Here is a 17,314-nt window from a genome sequence, read left to right as displayed (position 1 = left end):
CTGTAATGAGCGGCGCAAAAATACGTACATAGCAGTATTCTGTAGTCATGACCGAAGCCGCACCGTCTCAGAGACGTGCCTTACAAAGCCATCAAGGAGAAAAAAATGCTGATACTCACCCGCAAAGTTGGTGAAAGCATAAACATCGGTGACGATATTACGATCACTATTTTAGGTGTCAGCGGACAACAGGTCAGAATCGGCATCAATGCACCGAAGGATGTAGCGGTTCACCGTGAAGAAATTTACCAACGCATCCAGGCTGGCTTGAATGCACCTGAAAAGAACGAACAGCCATAAGCTTGTGAGGCATCAGCCCCGGGCTTGAGGTCAGGGCTGCTCAGCCAGCCCTCCTCAACCCATTTGCACACCGCACCTGCCACGGCACTGCCTGCCCTTGCCGCAGCGTTCTCTTTTTCAAGAGATATGTCTTGTCGACTTGACCGTTTCACGGTTAGCGACCACGCTCATTCCTCGCAGCAGGCTCCAGACAGCTGAACCACTGCGCACCAGGGTGTTTGCATTGCGACGCCTTGAGAAACTCCTCCACCCTTCAGCCCTTCGCCGGGCTGGACCTGTACCATCAAGGAATGAAAGACATGTCCGATTTAATCGTAGTGGGATTTTCAGACACCGAAAAAGCAGATCGTGCCCTCACCAAGATGGTTTCGCTGAGCAAAGAGCACCTGGTAGAGCTGGAAGATGCAGTGATTGTGGTGCGTAATGCCGAAGGCAAGATCCATATCAAGCAGAGTGTAAATCTGACCGCGATCGGCGCCACTTCAGGCCTGGTCACCGGTGGTCTGTGGGGCGCACTGGTCGGGCTGCTGTTTCTCAACCCGCTGGCCGGCTTTGCCATCGGTGGCGCGTTGGGTGCTGGTACTGGCGCCCTGTCAGGTTCGTTGAGCGATTACGGGATCGATGACGATTTCATCAAGTCATTGAGCGAGACCATTCCCAATGATTCCTCGGCCCTGTTCGTTCTGCTGCGCAAGTTCCAGCCGGAAAAAGTACTGAAAGAACTGGAAGACTCGGACTTCAAGGGCAAGGTCTTGCGTACCTCCCTGTCCCCCGAGCAAGAGCAGAAACTGCAGGACGCACTGTCCAAAACCACTGCCGGCGTGCCTTTGGCGAAAACGGTTTAAACCGTACGGGCCCATTCGACCGCCTTGCGCGGTCGAAACCCCAAGCCTCAATTCAAGCGCACAGCCGTGCCCGTGGCAAACACCACCAGCATGCCGCCACGACCTGATGGCATGCTGATTTCAAACCCCAGCCCCATAATCGCATCTGCTCCCATGGCTTTTGCCCTGTCACGAATTTCGTCCGTGACCTCTGCTCGCGCTTCTTTCAGCGCTCGCTCCAGCGTCTGAGAACGCCCACCAAAAAAGTCGCGCACACCGGTAAAAAAATCCCGCACCACATTGATGCCGTGGACCGATTCGGCACTGACAATCCCGAGGTATTCAGTGGCTTTTCTGCCGTCAATGCTGTGTGTGGTGGTGATGATCATTTGCCTGTCCTTTTTCTGTTTCAGTGACTTGCGAGGTTATCTTATCGCTGCCGCACTCACTGCTGGTACTGTAACGGGAGATAACTGAAGGCTCTTTTAATTACACGGCCAAGGCTACTATGCTTGAAGAAACACAACCCAAAGACGCAAGAGTCGGGACGCCTCGCTCGCACTGATGGCATGAACTCAAAAGCTGCGCCAAGCAATTTTTCGACCCCGCTCAAGGAAGCTCGCAATGGTCCAAAGACAAGTCATCAACGCCTCGGTCAGCCCGAAAGGCAGTCTGGAAACACTTTCCCAACGTGAAGTACAACAGCTGAGTGAGGTGGGCTCAGGTAGCAGCTACACACTGTTCCGCCAGTGCGTACTGGCAATTCTGAACACTGGCGCTCACGTCGATAACGCCAAGACCATCCTTGAGGCCTACCAGGATTTCGAGGTACGGATTCACCAGCAAGACCGCGGTGTGCGTCTTGAACTGCTCAACGCCCCCGCCGACGCCTTTGTTGACGGCGAAATGATCGCCAGCACCCGTGAGATGTTGTTCAGCGCCCTGCGCGATATCGTCTATACCCAGAGCGGCCTGGACAGCCCGCGCATCGACCTGAGCAGCTCTGCGGGCATCACCGACTACGTGTTCCACTTGCTGCGCAATGCCCGCACGCTGCGCCCGGGCGTCGAACCGAAAATCGTGGTGTGCTGGGGTGGCCACTCGATCAATACCGAAGAGTACAAATACACCAAAAAGGTCGGCCACGAACTGGGCCTGCGCAGCCTGGATATCTGTACCGGCTGCGGTCCCGGTGTGATGAAAGGGCCGATGAAGGGCGCGACCATTTCCCACGCCAAACAACGTCTGACCGGGGGCCGTTATCTGGGCCTGACCGAGCCGGGCATCATTGCTGCCGAAGCGCCGAACCCCATTGTCAACGAACTGGTCATTCTGCCGGATATCGAAAAGCGTCTTGAAGCCTTTGTCCGGGTCGGTCACGGGGTGATTATCTTCCCGGGCGGCGCCGGCACAGCAGAAGAATTCCTGTATTTGCTCGGCATTCTGATGCACCCGGAAAACAAGGATGTGCCGTTCCCGGTTGTCCTGACCGGCCCCAAGGAAGCCGAACCCTACCTGCAGCAACTGCATGAGTTTGTCGGCGCCACCCTGGGTCAAGAAGCGCAACAGCAATATCAGATCATCATCGACAACCCGGCCGAAGTAGCCCGTCATATGACCGCCGGGCTCAAGGCGGTAAAACAGTTCCGCCGCGAGCGCAACGATGCTTTCCACTTTAACTGGCTATTGAAAATCGACGAAGGCTTCCAGCGCCCGTTCGACCCGACCCACGCCAATATGGCCAGCCTGAAACTGCGTAGCGATATGCCAGCACATGAATTGGCCATCAACTTGCGCAAGGCTTTTTCCGGGATTGTGTCGGGCAACGTCAAAGAGAAAGGCATCCATCTGATCGAACAGTATGGGCCTTACGAGATCCACGGTGACGCTGCCGTGATGAAGCCGCTGGACAAATTGCTGCAGGCATTTGTTGAACAACACCGCATGAAACTGCCGGGCGGCGCTGCATATGAGCCGTGCTACCGCGTCGTCAGCTGAACCTCACCCTACAAGGCTCGCGTGCCCCAACTGTGGGAGCGAGCCTGCTGGTGAAGACCTCCCGATCGTCGCCATTATCGCGTAAAGACAGGCTATCGTTTACGAACTTCGCGAGCAGGCTCGCCCCCACACAAACACCGCAGGTCTGGTGAGCAGCATTACTTCAGTGGGGTAAACTTTTTCACCGCATCAAGCCACTGCGGATCGAGTCGGGTCTGCTCGGTGTCGATGCCCAGCGCCTCAAGTCGCGCCTTGTGCAAATCAATCTCACGTCCCATTTGGCTTAACGCACTGGAGTTGGCGTCCAGCTGGTACATCTGGGTCACCCCCAGGTGATAAAAGCGCAGCAGCTTAATCGCCGTCACATCTCCCGCCATGACTCCCGCCGTCACGTGATGCATGACATTGGTTACCTTCATCAGGCTGCGCTTGAGCTGCCAGCCGTAGACTGCGGGCGCCATCCAGGGCTGAGACCAGAACAGGTAGCGCACCAGAAGGATAGTCGTGACCAGGGCAATAATGACCCCGGTCAGATTCAAGCGAAAATTGTCGCCACCCGCGACACCCAAAACCATGACCAGCAAGCCGGACAGCAACAGCGCCAGCAGCACGAACGTCAACGCGATATACAGCGTACTGCGGCGAGTTTGCTGGCGATATGCTTCGGGGTCTATCGGCTTAATCTCGAACATCACTGATCTATGGCTCCAAAATGGCTGCGGGCAAAGTGCGCAGGCATTATGGCCTGATCAAGCCGCTCTGGCGTGCAATAAACCCAATGCTTCGCGGTACAGCGCCACACGGTGGGCCTGACCATTGAGGCCAGCATTGATGAGCCCTAGTCACGCGCTCGAAATCATCCCCGTCTGCCAGCGTATTGATATTGCGCGAACTCCAGTACCAGCCCGCCGACGCCACTGCCCACGCGATTCAACAGGGTTTTTTACTCTTATTCAATGCAATTAAAAGTAAAAGCCAAGCACTAAAACCGCGCACCAGCCGTCACAAAAAGAGCAACCAGACCAAAACTATATAACTCACAAAAAAACTTACAAACCACCCAAGATTCAACCTGCAATTTTCAATCTTCCCCACTAATACTATTGACTCATACAACGAGAAGGATCTCTCAACATGAGCAATGCATTAACAAATATCATGCTGGTCAACATACGTCTTATTAACAAAACCAGTCTACGCTTGAGTGCGCTCAGCCTTCAACTGGCACCTTTCGCCATGGTTTGACCGACTTATACGAAAAACTCGAATAAATTTCCTTCACCGCCGGCAAGGCTTGCAGGACTTCACGGGCAAACTCGCCGAACGACTCAAGATCCCTGGCCACGACTTCCAATAAAAAATCGTAACGCCCCGATACGTTGTGACAGGCGACGATTTCAGGGATATCCAATAACCGTTGCTCAAAGCTTCTGGCCACTTCTTGCGAGTGAGAAGCCATCATGATACTGACAAACGCCGTGACCCCATAACCCAGCTCTTTAGGCGAAAGAACTGCCTGATAACCGGTAATGATTCCGCTATCTTCCAGCATTTTTACCCGTCGCCAACACGGCGAAGTGGTCAATGAAACGCTTTCGGCCAACTCTGCAACGGTAAGTCGGGCATTGCCCTGCAGCGCGCAAAGCAAGGCTTTATCGGTTCTGTCCAGAGCGTTTGGCATAAATTACCCCTCCCTGTCTGCGTTGCTGTTTTTTGTCCTAAGAAGCGCCGTATTTACAGGCAAAATTGGAATTTTCCACGTTCATTTAAAGCATAGCATTGTAGGAAATATCGGAGAGTTCGCCATGAACGACAAGAACAACAACTTCGGCTTTTCTACCCGCGCCATCCACTACGGTTACAACTCGCTGGAACACAACGGAGCAGTAATCCCCCCTGTTTATATGACCTCGACCTTTGCCTTTGCCACGGCCGAATACGGAGCAGGCTGTTTTTCCGGTGAAGAGCACGGCTATTTCTATACCCGCATATCCAATCCGACGCTGGCCCTGCTGGAAGCACGCATGGCGGCGCTGGAAAACGCTGAAGCGGGTGTGGCGTTCAGTTCCGGCATGGGCGCGATTGCCGCCACCTTCTGGACCCTGCTGCGCCCCGGCGATGAAATCATCGTCAACCGTACCTTGTATGGCTGCACCTTTGCCCTGCTGCACCACGGCATCGGTGAGTTCGGGGTAGTGGTCAAGCATGTGGACATGGCCAACCCCGCCGAACTGCAAGCAGCGATCAGCCCGGCAACACGAATGATCTACTTCGAAACGCCGGCCAACCCGAACATGCAACTGGTCGACATCCCTGCTGTGTCGCGCATCGCCCACAACCACGACAACCTGCTGGTGGTGATCGACAACACCTACTGCACCCCGTATTTGCAGCGGCCACTGGAGTTGGGCGCCGATGTGGTGGTGCATTCAGCCACCAAATACCTGAGCGGGCACAGCGATATCACCGCCGGCATGGTGCTCACCAGCCAGCACCTGGCTGACCGGATTCGCCTGCAAGGCTTGAAGGACCTGACCGGAGCAGTCTTGTCGCCCCATGATGCGCATTTACTCATGCGCGGTATCAAAACCCTGGCCCTGCGCATGGATCGCCATTGCAGCAGCGCCCAGAGCATTGCGCAGATGCTGCAGGATCACCCTGCCGTGGAGTGGGTTGCCTACCCCGGCCTACCCACTTTCCCGCAATACGCCCTGGCTTCCCGACAAATGAAACTGCCAGGGGGCATGATTGCCTTTGAACTTAAAGGGGGAATGGCTGCGGGCAAGCGCTTTATGAATGCACTGCAACTGTTCAGCCGCGCAGTCAGCCTGGGCGGAGCCGAATCACTGGCGCAGCATCCGGCGAGCATGACTCACTCTACCTACACCCTGGAGGAGCGGGCACGGCACGGGATCAGTGAAGGGTTGGTGCGCCTGGCTGTGGGGCTGGAAGACGTTGCCGATTTGCTGGCGGATATAGAGCAGGCGTTGTAGTCGCTGAAGAGCGGAGTGAGGCTGCGATCGGTCGCGAAGCGACCGTAAACCTGGGCACGCGGTTGATCTGAAGCATCGCATGCACTGATCTCACGACGGCTGCGCCGCCGATCGCAGCCTCGCTTCGCTCCTCAGCGACTACATGTCGTGAGGAATTTATCAACCCGGCGGGATCGTCGCCAAAATACCGATGCCGATGGTCAGCACCAAAAAACCGCCCAAAAACCAAGCCATCTTGTTCATGATGTTTTCCCGTCAGTCGTTCGTAATAAAACAGGCGCAGAGCATCAACCGGGCACACACACGCGCTGCTGTGTACTCGCGTCCTCGTCTGTCTCGAAAGGTTGAGGAGAATTTTGCGCCGCTGCCTGCATACATAACAGGCGCAGTTAAGGTGAAAAAATACGGATCAGATGCCCGGCAGCACAAAGTGTTCAGGCACAACGCTGCGCTGGTATTCGGCGACTACCGTCTGGCTCAAGCTGACGACCGCTTCATTCAGTTCCAGCCCCGCCCCCGTGCGCCAACTGGCATACACTGCAAAGCCCGGTGCCGTCTCGATGGGCAACGCAATCATGGCCCCGCTCTGCAGCTCACGGCTGACCAGAACCGGCGGCAAGGCGCCGATGCCAAAACCGTCCGCCACCAGTTTGATAATCGCTGCCACCGAGTTGATGCAACTGATGCGTGGCGCGGCAATCTCGTGCTGGTGCAGAAAGTTGAGCATGTCCTGATGCGGCCGCGACAAGCGTGAAAAAGTCAGCAAACGCTCCTCACAAAGATCCGCCAGGTCATGGTAGTTGCGGTTCAGCACAGCGTCCTTGGCCACAATCCAGCTCAACGGGTAACTGGCCAGCTGTACATTGCGCACACCGTCGGCGCGTAACAGATCCGTCTGAAAAATCAGGTCCAGCTGACCTTTAAGCAATTGTTCATTAAGGTTCAGTGCCGTATCGGCGGTCAGCTCAACCTCGACCTGGGGGTAGTCGCGGCTCAGTGCACTGATCAGATCACCCAGCCAGCTATGGATCACGGTGTCCATAACGCCGATGCGCAAACGCCCGGCAAACCTGTCGGCCTGCCCCAGCGATTGCAGCAAGCGCTGCTGGGTCGCCAGCATCTCCTCGGCGTAACCCAGCACCTGATGGCCTTCACGGGTGAGGTTGACCCCACGCGAATCGCGCTGGAACAGCTGCACACCAAGCTCGGTTTCGAGCACCGAAATACGACTGGAAATGGCTGCCTGGGTACTGGAGAGTTTTTCGGCGGTCAGTCGAAAACTGCCAAGGCGCGCTACCCAGACGAATGTCAGAAGAAATCGCATGTTCATACAGGACGCCCCACCCAATCAAAACCAGGGCAGTACTGTAAACCCTTGCCGCAGTGACCTGCCAGTCGGCTTAAGTCGGTGATTGATAAAACTTTTCTGTTCAGGGGTGACAACTTTTATTGACTGGACGCGCAACCCAAAGCCACCAACCATAACGGCCAATGATGCTCGCAGAGTGTCAAAAATAAAAAAACACGCTGAGTCCGGCAGCGTACCGATTTTTCGAAAGTGCGCCTGACCGCTTTCGACTTGCCCACGCCAGCCTGCCCTGGTGCTGCGGTAATCAGCTAAAGGGATTGCCCCCTCATGCAAACCGTCGTAAATCTTTGGCCCTTGATTGGCGTGTTCGTCATCATCATCGGCTTTGTGCTGCGCTTTAACCCCCTGTTGGTGGTCAGTGCGGCCGCCATCGTCACCGGCCTTGCTGCCAACTTCCCGCTGGAAAAGATCATCAGTGAAATGGGGGAAGGCTTCCTTCAAACCCGCGCCCTGCAATTGATTCTGCTGCTGCCCCTGGCCGTGATCGGCCTGCTGGAGCGTCACGGTCTGCGCCTGCACGCGCAAAACTGGATCGCCAGCTTCCAGCGCGCAACGGTCGGCCGATTGTTGATCATGTACCTGTTTGTGCGTGAGACCACCGCCGCCGTGGGCTTGACCAGCCTCGGCGGGCACCCGCAAATGGTCCGGCCGCTGCTGGCCCCGATGGCCGAGGGGGCTGCCGAAAACAAGTACGGCAAGCTGCCTGCTCCCGTGCGCCAGAAAGTCCTGGCCATGTGTGCCGCCACCGACAACATCGGTTTGTTTTTTGGCGAAGACGTTTTTGTGGCCTTCGGCGCAATCGCGCTGATGCACACCTTCCTGCTGGGTTCGGGGCTTGATGTCGAGCCGCTGCACATTGCTTTCTGGGGAATTCCGACGGCGATTTGCGCCTTTATCGTGCATGCCCTGCGCCTGTATCGCTTTGACTTGATGCTGGAGCGCAGCATGGCCGAAGTTGCCCGCGAAGAAGCTGACGCAGCTCAGGAGCTGGCACGATGATTATTTCCATTGAGTACTTCTACTGGCTGGCCGGTGTGCTGCTGCTGATCACCGCAGGCATGATCCTGACCGACCGCACCCACCCCAAACGCTGGACCAGCGGCCTGTTCTGGGCATTGTTCGCCATGGTGTTCCTGATTGGCGATCGCCTTTCGCCGTTCGTGGTGGGTATTGGCGTGCTGGTCATGGCCGGCATTGCAGGTATTGGCGGCGTTGGCCGTGGCACCCACGCCGAGTTGCATGTCAAGGCAGCACGGGCCAGTGCTGGCCGTCTGGGGCACAAGCTGTTTATCCCGGCCCTGTCGATTCCTCTGGTGACAGTGATTGGTTCGATCCTGCTGAAAAACACCCAGATCGGTGGCGTGCCACTGCTTGACCCGAAAAACACCACGTTCGTGTCCCTCGGCATCGGCTGTATGGTGGCCCTGGTGCTGGCCTGCATCCTGACCCGCGACACCCCGCTGCAAGGCTTGCGCGAATCACGCCGTCTCACCGAAGCGCTGGGCTGGACCATGGTGCTGCCGCAAATGCTCGCCATGCTTGGCCTGCTGTTCAATGACGCCGGGGTCGGTACCGCCGTTGCTCATGTCACCACCGCCTACATCAACATGGACTATCGCCTGGTAGCGGTGATGGTCTACGTGCTGGGCATGGCACTGTTCACGGTCATCATGGGCAACGGTTTTGCAGCATTCCCGGTAATGACCGGCGGGGTCGGCGTGCCGGTACTGGTCGGCATCTACGATGCCAACCCGGCTGTGATGGCTGCAATCGGCATGTTTTCCGGCTACTGCGGCACACTGATGACGCCAATGGCGGCCAACTTCAATATTGTCCCCGTGGCCCTGCTGGAGCTGCCGGACAAATATGCGGTGATCAAGGCACAAATGCCCACCGCGCTGATGATGCTGGTGGTCAATATCGTGCTTCTTTACCTGTTGATGTGAGGGCCCCATGCGCACTGTACTGCTGACCGGATTCGAACCGTTCGATCAAGACACCATCAACCCGTCCTGGGAGGCCGTACGCGCCCTGGACGGCAGGCTGCAGGACGACATCCGCATAGTCGCCCGCCAGTTGCCCTGCGTATTTGCCCAGGCACCGGCGCGGCTCAAGCAGTTGCTGGAGGAGTTCGAACCTGAACTGGTGATCGCCGTAGGCCTGGGCCCTGGCCGCAGCGACGTGTGCATCGAGCGGGTGGCGATCAATCTCAACGATGCGCGCATCCCCGATAACCTGGGCGAGCAGCCGATCGACACGCCCGTGGTGCCGCAAGGGCCAGCCGCCTACTTCACGACCTTGCCGCTCAAGGCCATGGTGCAGGCGCTGAAGGCCGCAGGCATTGCCGCATCGGTATCGCACACGGCGGGCACCTTCGTCTGCAACCAGGTGTTCTACTGCCTGCAACATGCGCTGGCCGGGTCGGCGGTGCGCAGCGGTTTTATCCACGTCCCTGAACTGCCGGAACAGGCGGCTCGATCCGGTGGGCCATCGATGCCCCTCTCAACCCAGATTGAGGGGCTGCGCATCGCGCTGACAACTGCGCTGAACACCGTGCAGGATGTACGGCAAAGCGGCGGTCAGGTCAGCTAACGGCGCTCAAAATCCCGGCACGATCTGGCCTTTGTAGCGGGTCAGAATGAACTCGCGCACGTGCGGCGAGTTCAGTGCGCGGGCCAGTTTCTGGATGGCCGGGCTTTGAATATTGTCCGGGCGCGCAACCAGATACTCAACGTATAGATCCTTGCCCTTCTCCACGATCAACGCACTGTTGGTGTCGATGCCCGCTTCCAGCGCGTAGTTGGCAAACACGAATGCCAGATCAACCTGGTTCACCGCCCGCGCCAGCAACGCCCCTTCCAGTTCTCGGATTTTCAGGTGCTTGGGGTTCTGCGCAATGTCCCGTGTCGTCGACAGGGTGTTGCTCGGGTCCTTGAGTTTGATCAACCCCGCCTCATCCAGCAGCACCAGTGCGCGGCCGGCATTGACCGGATCGTTGGGGATGGCCACCGACGCGCCGTCCTTGAGTTCGGACAGCTGTTTGATCCTGGTTGAATACGCACCGAACGGTTCGATATGCACGCCGACCACCGGCACCAGATCGGTGTGGCGGGTCTTGTTGAACTCGTCCAGGAACGGCCGGTACTGGTAGTAGTTGGCGTCGATGTTTTTCTCGGCCAATTGCACGTTGGGCTGGATAAAGTCGGTGAAGACCTTGATATCCAGGTCAACACCCTGCCTGGCCAGCTCAGGTTTGACGAACTCCAGAATCTCGGCGTGAGGCACCGGGCTTGCCCCAACCACCAGTTGTTCTCCGGCATGGGCCGTGAGTGCAGCAAAAACAGCCGCAAGGGCAACAAGCTTTTTCATGGCACAACTCCGAACAGAAATTAAAGGGCCGCCTCAACGACGGCTGTAACGCAGCACCAGACGGTCGCCGCTTATTTGCAGGCCCTGCACCAGCAAGACCAGCAGTGCTACGGTGACCACCATCACATCCGTCTGAAAACGCTGATAACCAAAGCGGATCGCCAGATCCCCCAGCCCGCCGCCACCGATCACTCCCGCCATCGCGGTGTAATCCACCAGCACGATGGCCGTTACGGTGATGGCCGCGATCAGCCCGGTGCGCGCCTCGGGCAGCAAGGTGTGCCACACCACCTGCCAGGTGCTGGCACCCATGGCCTGGGTGGCTTCAACCACACCGTGGTCGACTTCACGCAGGGCGATTTCCACCAGCCGCGCAAAAAACGGCGTGCAACCCGCCACCAGCGGCGGGATAGCCCCCTTCACCCCCAGCGAAGTGCCGGTGAGAAAAGCAGTCAGGGGGATCAGCACGATCAACAAGATGATGAAGGGCAGTGAGCGGAACACATTCACCAGCATCGACAGCACCCGGTACACGCCGGGCCTGGCATGAAGCTGCTGCTTGCCGGTGAGGAACATCAACACGCCCAGCGGCATGCCCAGCAGCACGGTAAAACCCAGTGCCACACTGAGCATGCTGAGTGTGGCGAGGCAGGCCCGGGCAATTTCCGCCCAATTGAGGTGGCTCAGCAGCTCAAGCATGTTCATGACCAATCGTGGCGTGGCGGGTTGACCCCGTTGAGCAGCCAGTTGCCGACCACGTGGTACTTCCAGCGCACCGGGTCGTGCAACGTATGCACCCGCGCATTGCGCCAGTGCCGGTCATGGTTGTGGCGCGCTAGCGAAGAACGCGTGCCACCCAGTTCAAACAGGCGGGTACTGGCTTCCAGGGCAATTTCAGTGGTCAGCACCTTGGCCTTGGCCACCGCCACCGAGGCGCGGGCTACACCGTCCTCATCGGGGTTTGCACGCACGCTGTCCATGACTCTGCCGGCCCGTTCGAGCAAGGCTTCAGAGGCGTCCAGTTGAATGCTCAATTTGCCGATCTGGATAATGGTCAAGGGGTCGTCACTGGCCTTTTCCAGGCCAGAGTCGATCCAGGGCCTTGCCTGTTCACGGACAAACACCAGAGTGTCACGCAGCGCCGCCCGAGCGATTCCGGCGTCAATGGCAGCCGTAGTGATCTGCGCAAAAGGCCCCGCCAGCGTCGGGTTCGCGTAAGAGCGGTAGGTCTTGAAAACGTTGAAGTCGGCCACCCGCAAATCCTGCACCAGCACCGTGCCACTGGCCGTGTTGCGCTGGCCAATGCTCGACCAGTCATCCACAACCGTCAGCCCCGGGCTGTTGCGCGGTACAAAAGCCAGGTGCGCCCTGTCCTCGTGATCCAGCGCCAGTACCCCCAGCCAGTGGGCGTACAGGGAGCCGGTGCAATAGCCCTTGCGACCATTGACCACCACCTCGTCGCCGTCACGGGCGAAGCGCGTCTGGATGTCCTGCACGGTCTTGCCGCCGGTTTCCGAAATGGCATTGGCGAAACGATTACCCTTGAGCGCCAGCGCAAAGAAGAAGGTCTTTTGCTGATCCGTGCCTTGCAGGCGGATATCTTCAAGCAGGCAGTAATGGTTTTGCGGAATTTGCCCCAGGGAAGCATCTGCAGCAGAAATAATGGTGATCACTTCGGCCAGCGTCGCATACGACACCTGCGCGCCGCCGTATTCCCTGGGCACAGTAATGCCCCACAGGCCGCTGTTGGAAAACACATCCACCACCTCGGCAGGCACCTGGCGCAGCCGATCACGCTCGGCATCGCCCTCCAGCAAAAACGTCGCCACTTTATGGGCGATCTCGATGGCTTCGGCATCCGTGCGGATGATATGCGCGTTGGCAACTGACAGCGGGTAAGGGGCATCGGCAGGGTTGTACGACATGAACTTCTCTCTTCTTGCTTTTAGTGGGTCGCTGGCAGATGCAACCGTTAAAAGCTTCAAAGCAGAATCCATGCCATCTAATTTTTATTTAAATATCAATAACTTATAGAAACAAAAAAACATTCGCCGTTGCCAGGGCAACAGTCTGCGCAGCAACTGTTGCCTGACAAACACTGCGATCGGCCTAATGACCGACAACCGCCGCCCCCGCCTGCCTGTGCCCTTGAGGGAAACCATGGGCGCGGGCACTGAACACTATCCATAGCCCGACCAGCAACAACACCAGCAACACCCAGGGGAAGACGCTCACCCCGAATTGATCGAGCAATATGCCACCGGTCAATGCCCCGGCGGCAATGGCGCTGTTCCACACCACCACGTTCATCGACAACGCAACATCGGCGCCCTCGCCTGCCGCATCGGCCAGAGCGGTTTGCAGCAGGGTGGCGGCACCGCCGAAGGACAACCCCCAAACAAAAATCCCTGCATATACAACAGCCACCGACTGGGAGAAAAAACCGAACAGCAGCGAAATCGCAGCAAATGTCGCCAGGCAAGCCATGACGGCCTTACGCAGATGCCGGTCTACCAGTCGCCCGGTCAGCCAGATCCCCAGCAACGCCGCCAGCCCGAAGACCAGCAGTACACTATCGACCTTATCGGCAAGGCCCGCCGATGCCACGAAAGGCGCGATATAGGTGTAGAGCATGTTGTGCGCCAGCATCCAGGTCAGTACCACTGCAAGCACGGAGCGCACTCCCGGTGTCAGCAGCACCTGTCGCAAACCGATCCGTTGCGAAGCTGACTGCCCGGGATAATCAGGCACCTTGAGCACTACCCAGGCCATCAACACCAGGGTCAGGGCCGACATCAGGCCAAATGCCGTACGCCACCCTACCAGCGCGCCCAGCCAGGTGCCCAATGGCACGCCCAGTGACAGGGCAATCGGGGTGCCCACCATCGCCACTGCCATGGCCCGGCCCTGCAAGTGCGGGGCAACCATGCGCCGGGCATAACCTGCCAGCAGGCTCCAGGCCAATCCGGCTGATGCACCGGCAAAAAAGCGGGCAATCAGGGTCACTCCGTACTCAGACGACCACGCGGTAATCGAATTGAACAGCAGAAACCCGACAATCGTCAGCAACAGTACATTGCGGCGCCGCCAGCCCTGGGTCGCGATGGTCAAGGGGATGGCCGCCAGCAGGGAGCCCAGCGCGTAAACGGTAACCATCTGCCCCGCCAGCGCCGATGACACTTGCAGGCCGCTGCTGATTTGCGGCAACAGGCCTGCGGGCAATGTCTCGGTAACAATGCAGATAAAACCGGTCATGGCCAGCGCCAGCAGCGCCCCCATGGGTAATCGCTCAGTGGTGTTTTGCTCTTTGCCCATGGGTGCTCTGCTCCTGCTAGTTATGTATCGATAGGTACAAATGTAGGGCGCAGGGAAATATTGGTCAATGACTTTTGTATCGACTAGTATTTATATCTCGCTACGAAGGAGACTCAAATGGCACAGATGGGACGCCCGCGCAAATTTGACCGGGACGCGGCAATTACCCAGGCCATGCACCTGTTCTGGGAGCACGGTTATGACTCGACATCGCTGAGCCAACTCAAGGCCAATATGGGCTCAGGCATTTCCGCGCCCAGCTTTTACGCGGCTTTCGGCTCCAAGGAGGCATTGTTCAAAGAGGTCATGACGCGCTACCTGAACAGCCACGGCAGGGTCACCGAAAGCCTGTTCGACACTCGCCTGCCCCCGCGCGAAGCGATCGAGCGAACGTTGCGCAGCTCCGCCAAAATGCAATGTGAGCCGGGTCACCCACGGGGTTGTCTGGTGGCTCTGGGGCTGATGAGTGCCAGCTCAGCGCAAGCGGTGGCGATAAGCGCACCTCTGGCCGAAGCAAGGGCGCGTAACCGGGCCGGGTTTATTGCGTGTGCCGAGCGCGCCATCCGTGAGGGTGAGCTTGCCGCACAGACCGATCCCAGAGCGCTGGCCACGGTGTTCGAGAGTTTTCTGCTGGGCCTGACCACCCTGGCCCGGGATGGTGTAGCCCATGCCGTACTGGATGCTGCGATCACCCAGGTGATGAGCGCTTGGGATGCCGCGCGCGCATAAGGGATGAGCACTGGTTATCGGCCAATCAGTATTCGTCATTGGGCAGTGTCCACGACAAAACTTACAGTGGTCGCCTGAAAGAGCCTGTATGGCTCGCTATCGGGATAACTGCGGTGCAACTTATAACCACAACAGGCGGCGAAAACGCTGCCATTGCCTACACCTTTGGTGGCAATCCCCTGTAGCCGCTGACGAGCGCAGCGAGGCTGCGATGGGCTGCTGGTGCTCCCTGCATGTTCAAGGCCCTTCGGTCCTTGTCACAGCCTCGCTGCGCTCGTCAGCGGCTACAGGATTCGTCTCGCAACAGAGTGTCTCTGCCTTCCCACCTAAAGGAAATCCATATGCTCCCCATCACCGGCCAGAACTTTATTGGCGGTCAGCGCAGCGGCGCCGGCACCGTTCACCTGTACAGCGTGGATGCCAGTACTGGCGAGGCATTGCCATACGCATTTGTGCAGGCCACCGAAAGCGAAGTGGATGCCGCCGTCAGCGCGGCCAATACCGCCTTCCCCGCCTTTCGCAGTTTGCCGGCCGCACGCCGGGCCGAATTTCTGGAAGCTATCGCCGATGAAATCGACGCGCTGGGTGACGACTTTGTTGCCATCGTCTGTCGCGAAACCGCCCTGCCTGCCGCCCGGATCCAGGGCGAGCGTGGACGCACCAGCGGGCAGATGCGTCTGTTCGCCAACGTACTGCGGCGCGGCGACTTTTACGGCGCACGCATCGATCAGGCACTACCGGACCGTCTGCCCCTGCCCCGCGCAGACCTGCGCCAGTGCCGCATCGGCGTAGGCCCGGTGGCCGTGTTTGGCGCCAGCAACTTCCCGCTGGCGTTCTCCACCGCCGGCGGTGATACCGCTTCGGCACTGGCCGCAGGTTGTCCGGTGGTGTTCAAGGCACACAGCGGGCATATGGCAACCGCTGAACACGTTGCCCAGGCCATCGTGCGTGCTGCCGAGCGCACTGAGATGCCCACCGGTGTATTCAATATGATCTACGGCGCGGGTGTGGGCGCAGCGCTGGTCAAGCACCCGGCCATTCAGGCCGTCGGTTTTACCGGTTCGTTGTCCGGTGGCCGCGCCCTGTGCGATATGGCCGCCGCCAGACCCCAGCCAATTCCGGTGTTTGCCGAGATGTCGAGCATCAACCCGGTGCTGGTATTGCCACAGGCTTTGCTGGCACGTGGCGAGCAGATCGCCAAGGAGCTGGGCGGTTCAGTGATGCTGGGCGCGGGTCAGTTTTGCACCAGCCCGGGTCTGGTGCTGGGCATCCGCTCCCCTGAATTCAGTGCTTTTATCACCGCGCTAGGCCAGTTCTTCAGCGCTCAACCGGCGCAAACACTGCTCAACGCCGGGGGCCTGGCCAGTTACAGCAAAGGCATCCAGCGTCTGGCCCAGGTCGATGGCATTCGCCACCTTGCCGGTGCGCCGCAACAGGGCAACCAGGCCAGCCCGCAGCTGTTCCAGGCCAGTGCCAGCCTGTTGATAGGCGGTGCCGAGGTGTTGCAGGAGGAAGTATTCGGGCCGACCACCCTGGTGGTCGAGGTCGCGGACAGGGCACAGTTGCTGCAAGCGCTGCACAGCCTGCATGGCCAGCTGACAGCCACACTGATTGCTGAATCCGCCGACCTTGAGGCATTTGCCGAGGTGGTACCGGTGCTGGAGCACAAGGCCGGGCGCCTGTTGCTCAACGGCTACCCTACCGGTGTCGAGGTGTGTGACGCCATGGTCCATGGCGGGCCTTACCCGGCGACGTCCGATGCCCGCGGGACCTCGGTGGGGACCTTGGCCATCGATCGCTTTCTGCGCCCGGTGTGCTACCAGAACTACCCTGACAGCCTGCTGCCGGATGCGCTGAAAAATGCCAACCCGCTGGGGATCGAACGTCTGGTCAACGGCAGCCACAGCCGCAACCCGCTGGGTCACTGATCGGCAGCGTAGATCACGGTCTGGGCGCTGTGTCCCGGCACCTGCTTAAGGGTGAAGTAGGTGTCGCCTTCATCGGTCAGGATCTCGTAGCCGGCCCTGCTGGCTACGCGATTGTTGACGCTGACATGCTTGATGATTTTCGACACCCGCTGGAACTTCACGGTCTGGGTGCCGTTCTGTGCGGGCCCGGTGAGCACATTGACGCTTTGAAACCAGCCCTGGTTCTTTTTGTTCGCGACCAGGGTACTGGTCAGTGCTTCAAAGCGTTCAAGACGGGTAAACCCCCACAGCGTCTGTTCTTCAACCGTTTTGCCCAGTGCTCCGGCACCGGTAAATACAAACAGGTTGATGGCCGGATTGTCCTCGCAAAAAAAGTCGTAGGGCACCAGGCCATCGACCATTTTCTTGCCGGCAACGAACCCCTTTTTATGCACCAGAAACATGCCCACCTCCGCTCGATATTGAGCGGCAAAGTCTACGGGGGCATGG

At 58.5% G+C, this 17,314-nt stretch carries 18 protein-coding genes; 9 read left to right on the top strand and 9 right to left on the bottom strand.

Annotation, left to right across the window (positions count from 1 at the left end):
• Positions 1-105: 105 nt before the first annotated feature.
• Together csrA and CJU81_RS11170 are read left to right on the top strand one after the other, a co-directional pair.
• Complete coding sequence (csrA, locus tag CJU81_RS11175) at positions 106-300, top strand: carbon storage regulator CsrA (RefSeq protein WP_016780419.1); 195 nt, start codon at positions 106-108, stop codon at positions 298-300.
• A 299-nt stretch (positions 301-599) separates the two neighbouring features.
• Complete coding sequence (locus CJU81_RS11170) at positions 600-1,145, top strand: DUF1269 domain-containing protein (RefSeq protein ID WP_016780418.1); 546 nt, start codon at positions 600-602, stop codon at positions 1,143-1,145.
• A 47-nt stretch (positions 1,146-1,192) separates the two neighbouring features.
• Here CJU81_RS11170 and CJU81_RS11165 read toward each other — a convergent pair whose 3' ends face one another.
• Complete coding sequence (locus CJU81_RS11165; protein ID WP_095002452.1) at positions 1,193-1,513, bottom strand: YbjQ family protein; 321 nt, start codon at positions 1,511-1,513, stop codon at positions 1,193-1,195.
• A 235-nt stretch (positions 1,514-1,748) separates the two neighbouring features.
• On the opposite strand from CJU81_RS11165, the gene ppnN reads away from it, so the two are divergent.
• On the top strand, positions 1,749-3,122 hold the full coding sequence (gene ppnN, locus CJU81_RS11160; RefSeq protein WP_095028244.1) for a nucleotide 5'-monophosphate nucleosidase PpnN: 1,374 nt from the start codon (positions 1,749-1,751) through the stop codon (positions 3,120-3,122).
• Between the two features lie 158 nt (positions 3,123-3,280).
• Here the strand turns inward: ppnN and CJU81_RS11155 are convergent, their stop codons facing one another.
• Entirely contained in the window at positions 3,281-3,814 is a 534-nt protein-coding gene (locus CJU81_RS11155) for a DUF3087 family protein (protein WP_095036640.1), read from the bottom strand.
• Between the two features lie 518 nt (positions 3,815-4,332).
• Positions 4,333-4,803, bottom strand: coding sequence for an Lrp/AsnC family transcriptional regulator (locus tag CJU81_RS11145; protein ID WP_095036639.1), 471 nt, complete (start codon positions 4,801-4,803; stop codon positions 4,333-4,335).
• Positions 4,804-4,927: 124 nt separating this feature from the next.
• Between CJU81_RS11145 and CJU81_RS11140 the strand changes: the two genes are divergently transcribed.
• A complete protein-coding gene (locus tag CJU81_RS11140) occupies positions 4,928-6,115 on the top strand; it encodes a methionine gamma-lyase (RefSeq protein ID WP_095036638.1) in 1,188 nt (395 codons plus the stop codon).
• Positions 6,116-6,524: 409 nt separating this feature from the next.
• On the opposite strand, the gene CJU81_RS11135 is transcribed toward CJU81_RS11140, so the two are convergent.
• Entirely contained in the window at positions 6,525-7,445 is a 921-nt protein-coding gene (locus tag CJU81_RS11135) for a LysR family transcriptional regulator (RefSeq protein ID WP_095036637.1), read from the bottom strand.
• Between the two features lie 306 nt (positions 7,446-7,751).
• Between CJU81_RS11135 and CJU81_RS11130 the strand changes: the two genes are divergently transcribed.
• From CJU81_RS11130 to pcp, 3 genes are read left to right on the top strand one after another with little or no spacing between them, the layout of a single operon-like run.
• Positions 7,752-8,483: a DUF969 domain-containing protein gene (locus CJU81_RS11130; RefSeq protein ID WP_095036636.1), complete on the top strand. Its 732-nt coding sequence runs from the start codon at positions 7,752-7,754 to the stop codon at positions 8,481-8,483.
• Positions 8,480-9,430 (top strand): DUF979 domain-containing protein, encoded by a 951-nt coding sequence (locus tag CJU81_RS11125; RefSeq protein WP_095036635.1) that lies wholly within the window; start codon positions 8,480-8,482, stop codon positions 9,428-9,430. The genes CJU81_RS11130 and CJU81_RS11125 overlap by 4 nt, the downstream gene beginning before the upstream one ends.
• Before the next feature lie 7 nt (positions 9,431-9,437).
• Positions 9,438-10,076, top strand: a complete 639-nt coding sequence (pcp, locus tag CJU81_RS11120; protein WP_095036634.1) for a pyroglutamyl-peptidase I — start codon at positions 9,438-9,440, stop codon at positions 10,074-10,076.
• A gap of 6 nt (positions 10,077-10,082) precedes the next feature.
• On the opposite strand, the gene CJU81_RS11115 is transcribed toward pcp, so the two are convergent.
• The 4 genes from CJU81_RS11115 to CJU81_RS11100 all read right to left on the bottom strand — a co-directional run bounded on the left by CJU81_RS11115 (position 10,083) and on the right by CJU81_RS11100 (position 14,168).
• Entirely contained in the window at positions 10,083-10,853 is a 771-nt protein-coding gene (locus tag CJU81_RS11115) for a MetQ/NlpA family ABC transporter substrate-binding protein (protein WP_095036633.1), read from the bottom strand.
• A 33-nt stretch (positions 10,854-10,886) separates the two neighbouring features.
• Positions 10,887-11,552, bottom strand: a complete 666-nt coding sequence (locus CJU81_RS11110; RefSeq protein WP_095036723.1) for a methionine ABC transporter permease — start codon at positions 11,550-11,552, stop codon at positions 10,887-10,889.
• 2 nt (positions 11,553-11,554) lie between these two features.
• Positions 11,555-12,778, bottom strand: coding sequence for an SfnB family sulfur acquisition oxidoreductase (locus CJU81_RS11105; protein WP_095036632.1), 1,224 nt, complete (start codon positions 12,776-12,778; stop codon positions 11,555-11,557).
• A 184-nt stretch (positions 12,779-12,962) separates the two neighbouring features.
• Positions 12,963-14,168, bottom strand: a complete 1,206-nt coding sequence (locus CJU81_RS11100) for an MFS transporter (RefSeq protein WP_095036631.1) — start codon at positions 14,166-14,168, stop codon at positions 12,963-12,965.
• A 117-nt stretch (positions 14,169-14,285) separates the two neighbouring features.
• On the opposite strand from CJU81_RS11100, the gene CJU81_RS11095 reads away from it, so the two are divergent.
• Entirely contained in the window at positions 14,286-14,897 is a 612-nt protein-coding gene (locus tag CJU81_RS11095) for a TetR/AcrR family transcriptional regulator (protein ID WP_095036630.1), read from the top strand.
• A gap of 341 nt (positions 14,898-15,238) precedes the next feature.
• A complete protein-coding gene (locus CJU81_RS11090) occupies positions 15,239-16,825 on the top strand; it encodes an aldehyde dehydrogenase (NADP(+)) (RefSeq protein WP_095036629.1) in 1,587 nt (528 codons plus the stop codon).
• Here CJU81_RS11090 and CJU81_RS11085 read toward each other — a convergent pair.
• Positions 16,819-17,268 carry a hypothetical protein gene (locus CJU81_RS11085; RefSeq protein ID WP_095036628.1) on the bottom strand — a complete coding sequence of 150 codons (450 nt, stop codon included), beginning with the start codon at positions 17,266-17,268 and terminating at the stop codon, positions 16,819-16,821. The genes CJU81_RS11090 and CJU81_RS11085 overlap by 7 nt on opposite strands.
• Positions 17,269-17,314: the final 46 nt, after the last annotated feature.

Origin of the sequence: Pseudomonas fragi, assembly GCF_002269505.1 — a bacterium.
GTDB classification, from domain to species: domain Bacteria; phylum Pseudomonadota; class Gammaproteobacteria; order Pseudomonadales; family Pseudomonadaceae; genus Aquipseudomonas; species Aquipseudomonas fragi_D.
The sequence above is the reverse complement of the archived record's forward strand: the minus strand, read 5'-3'. Positions and strand labels throughout refer to the sequence as shown.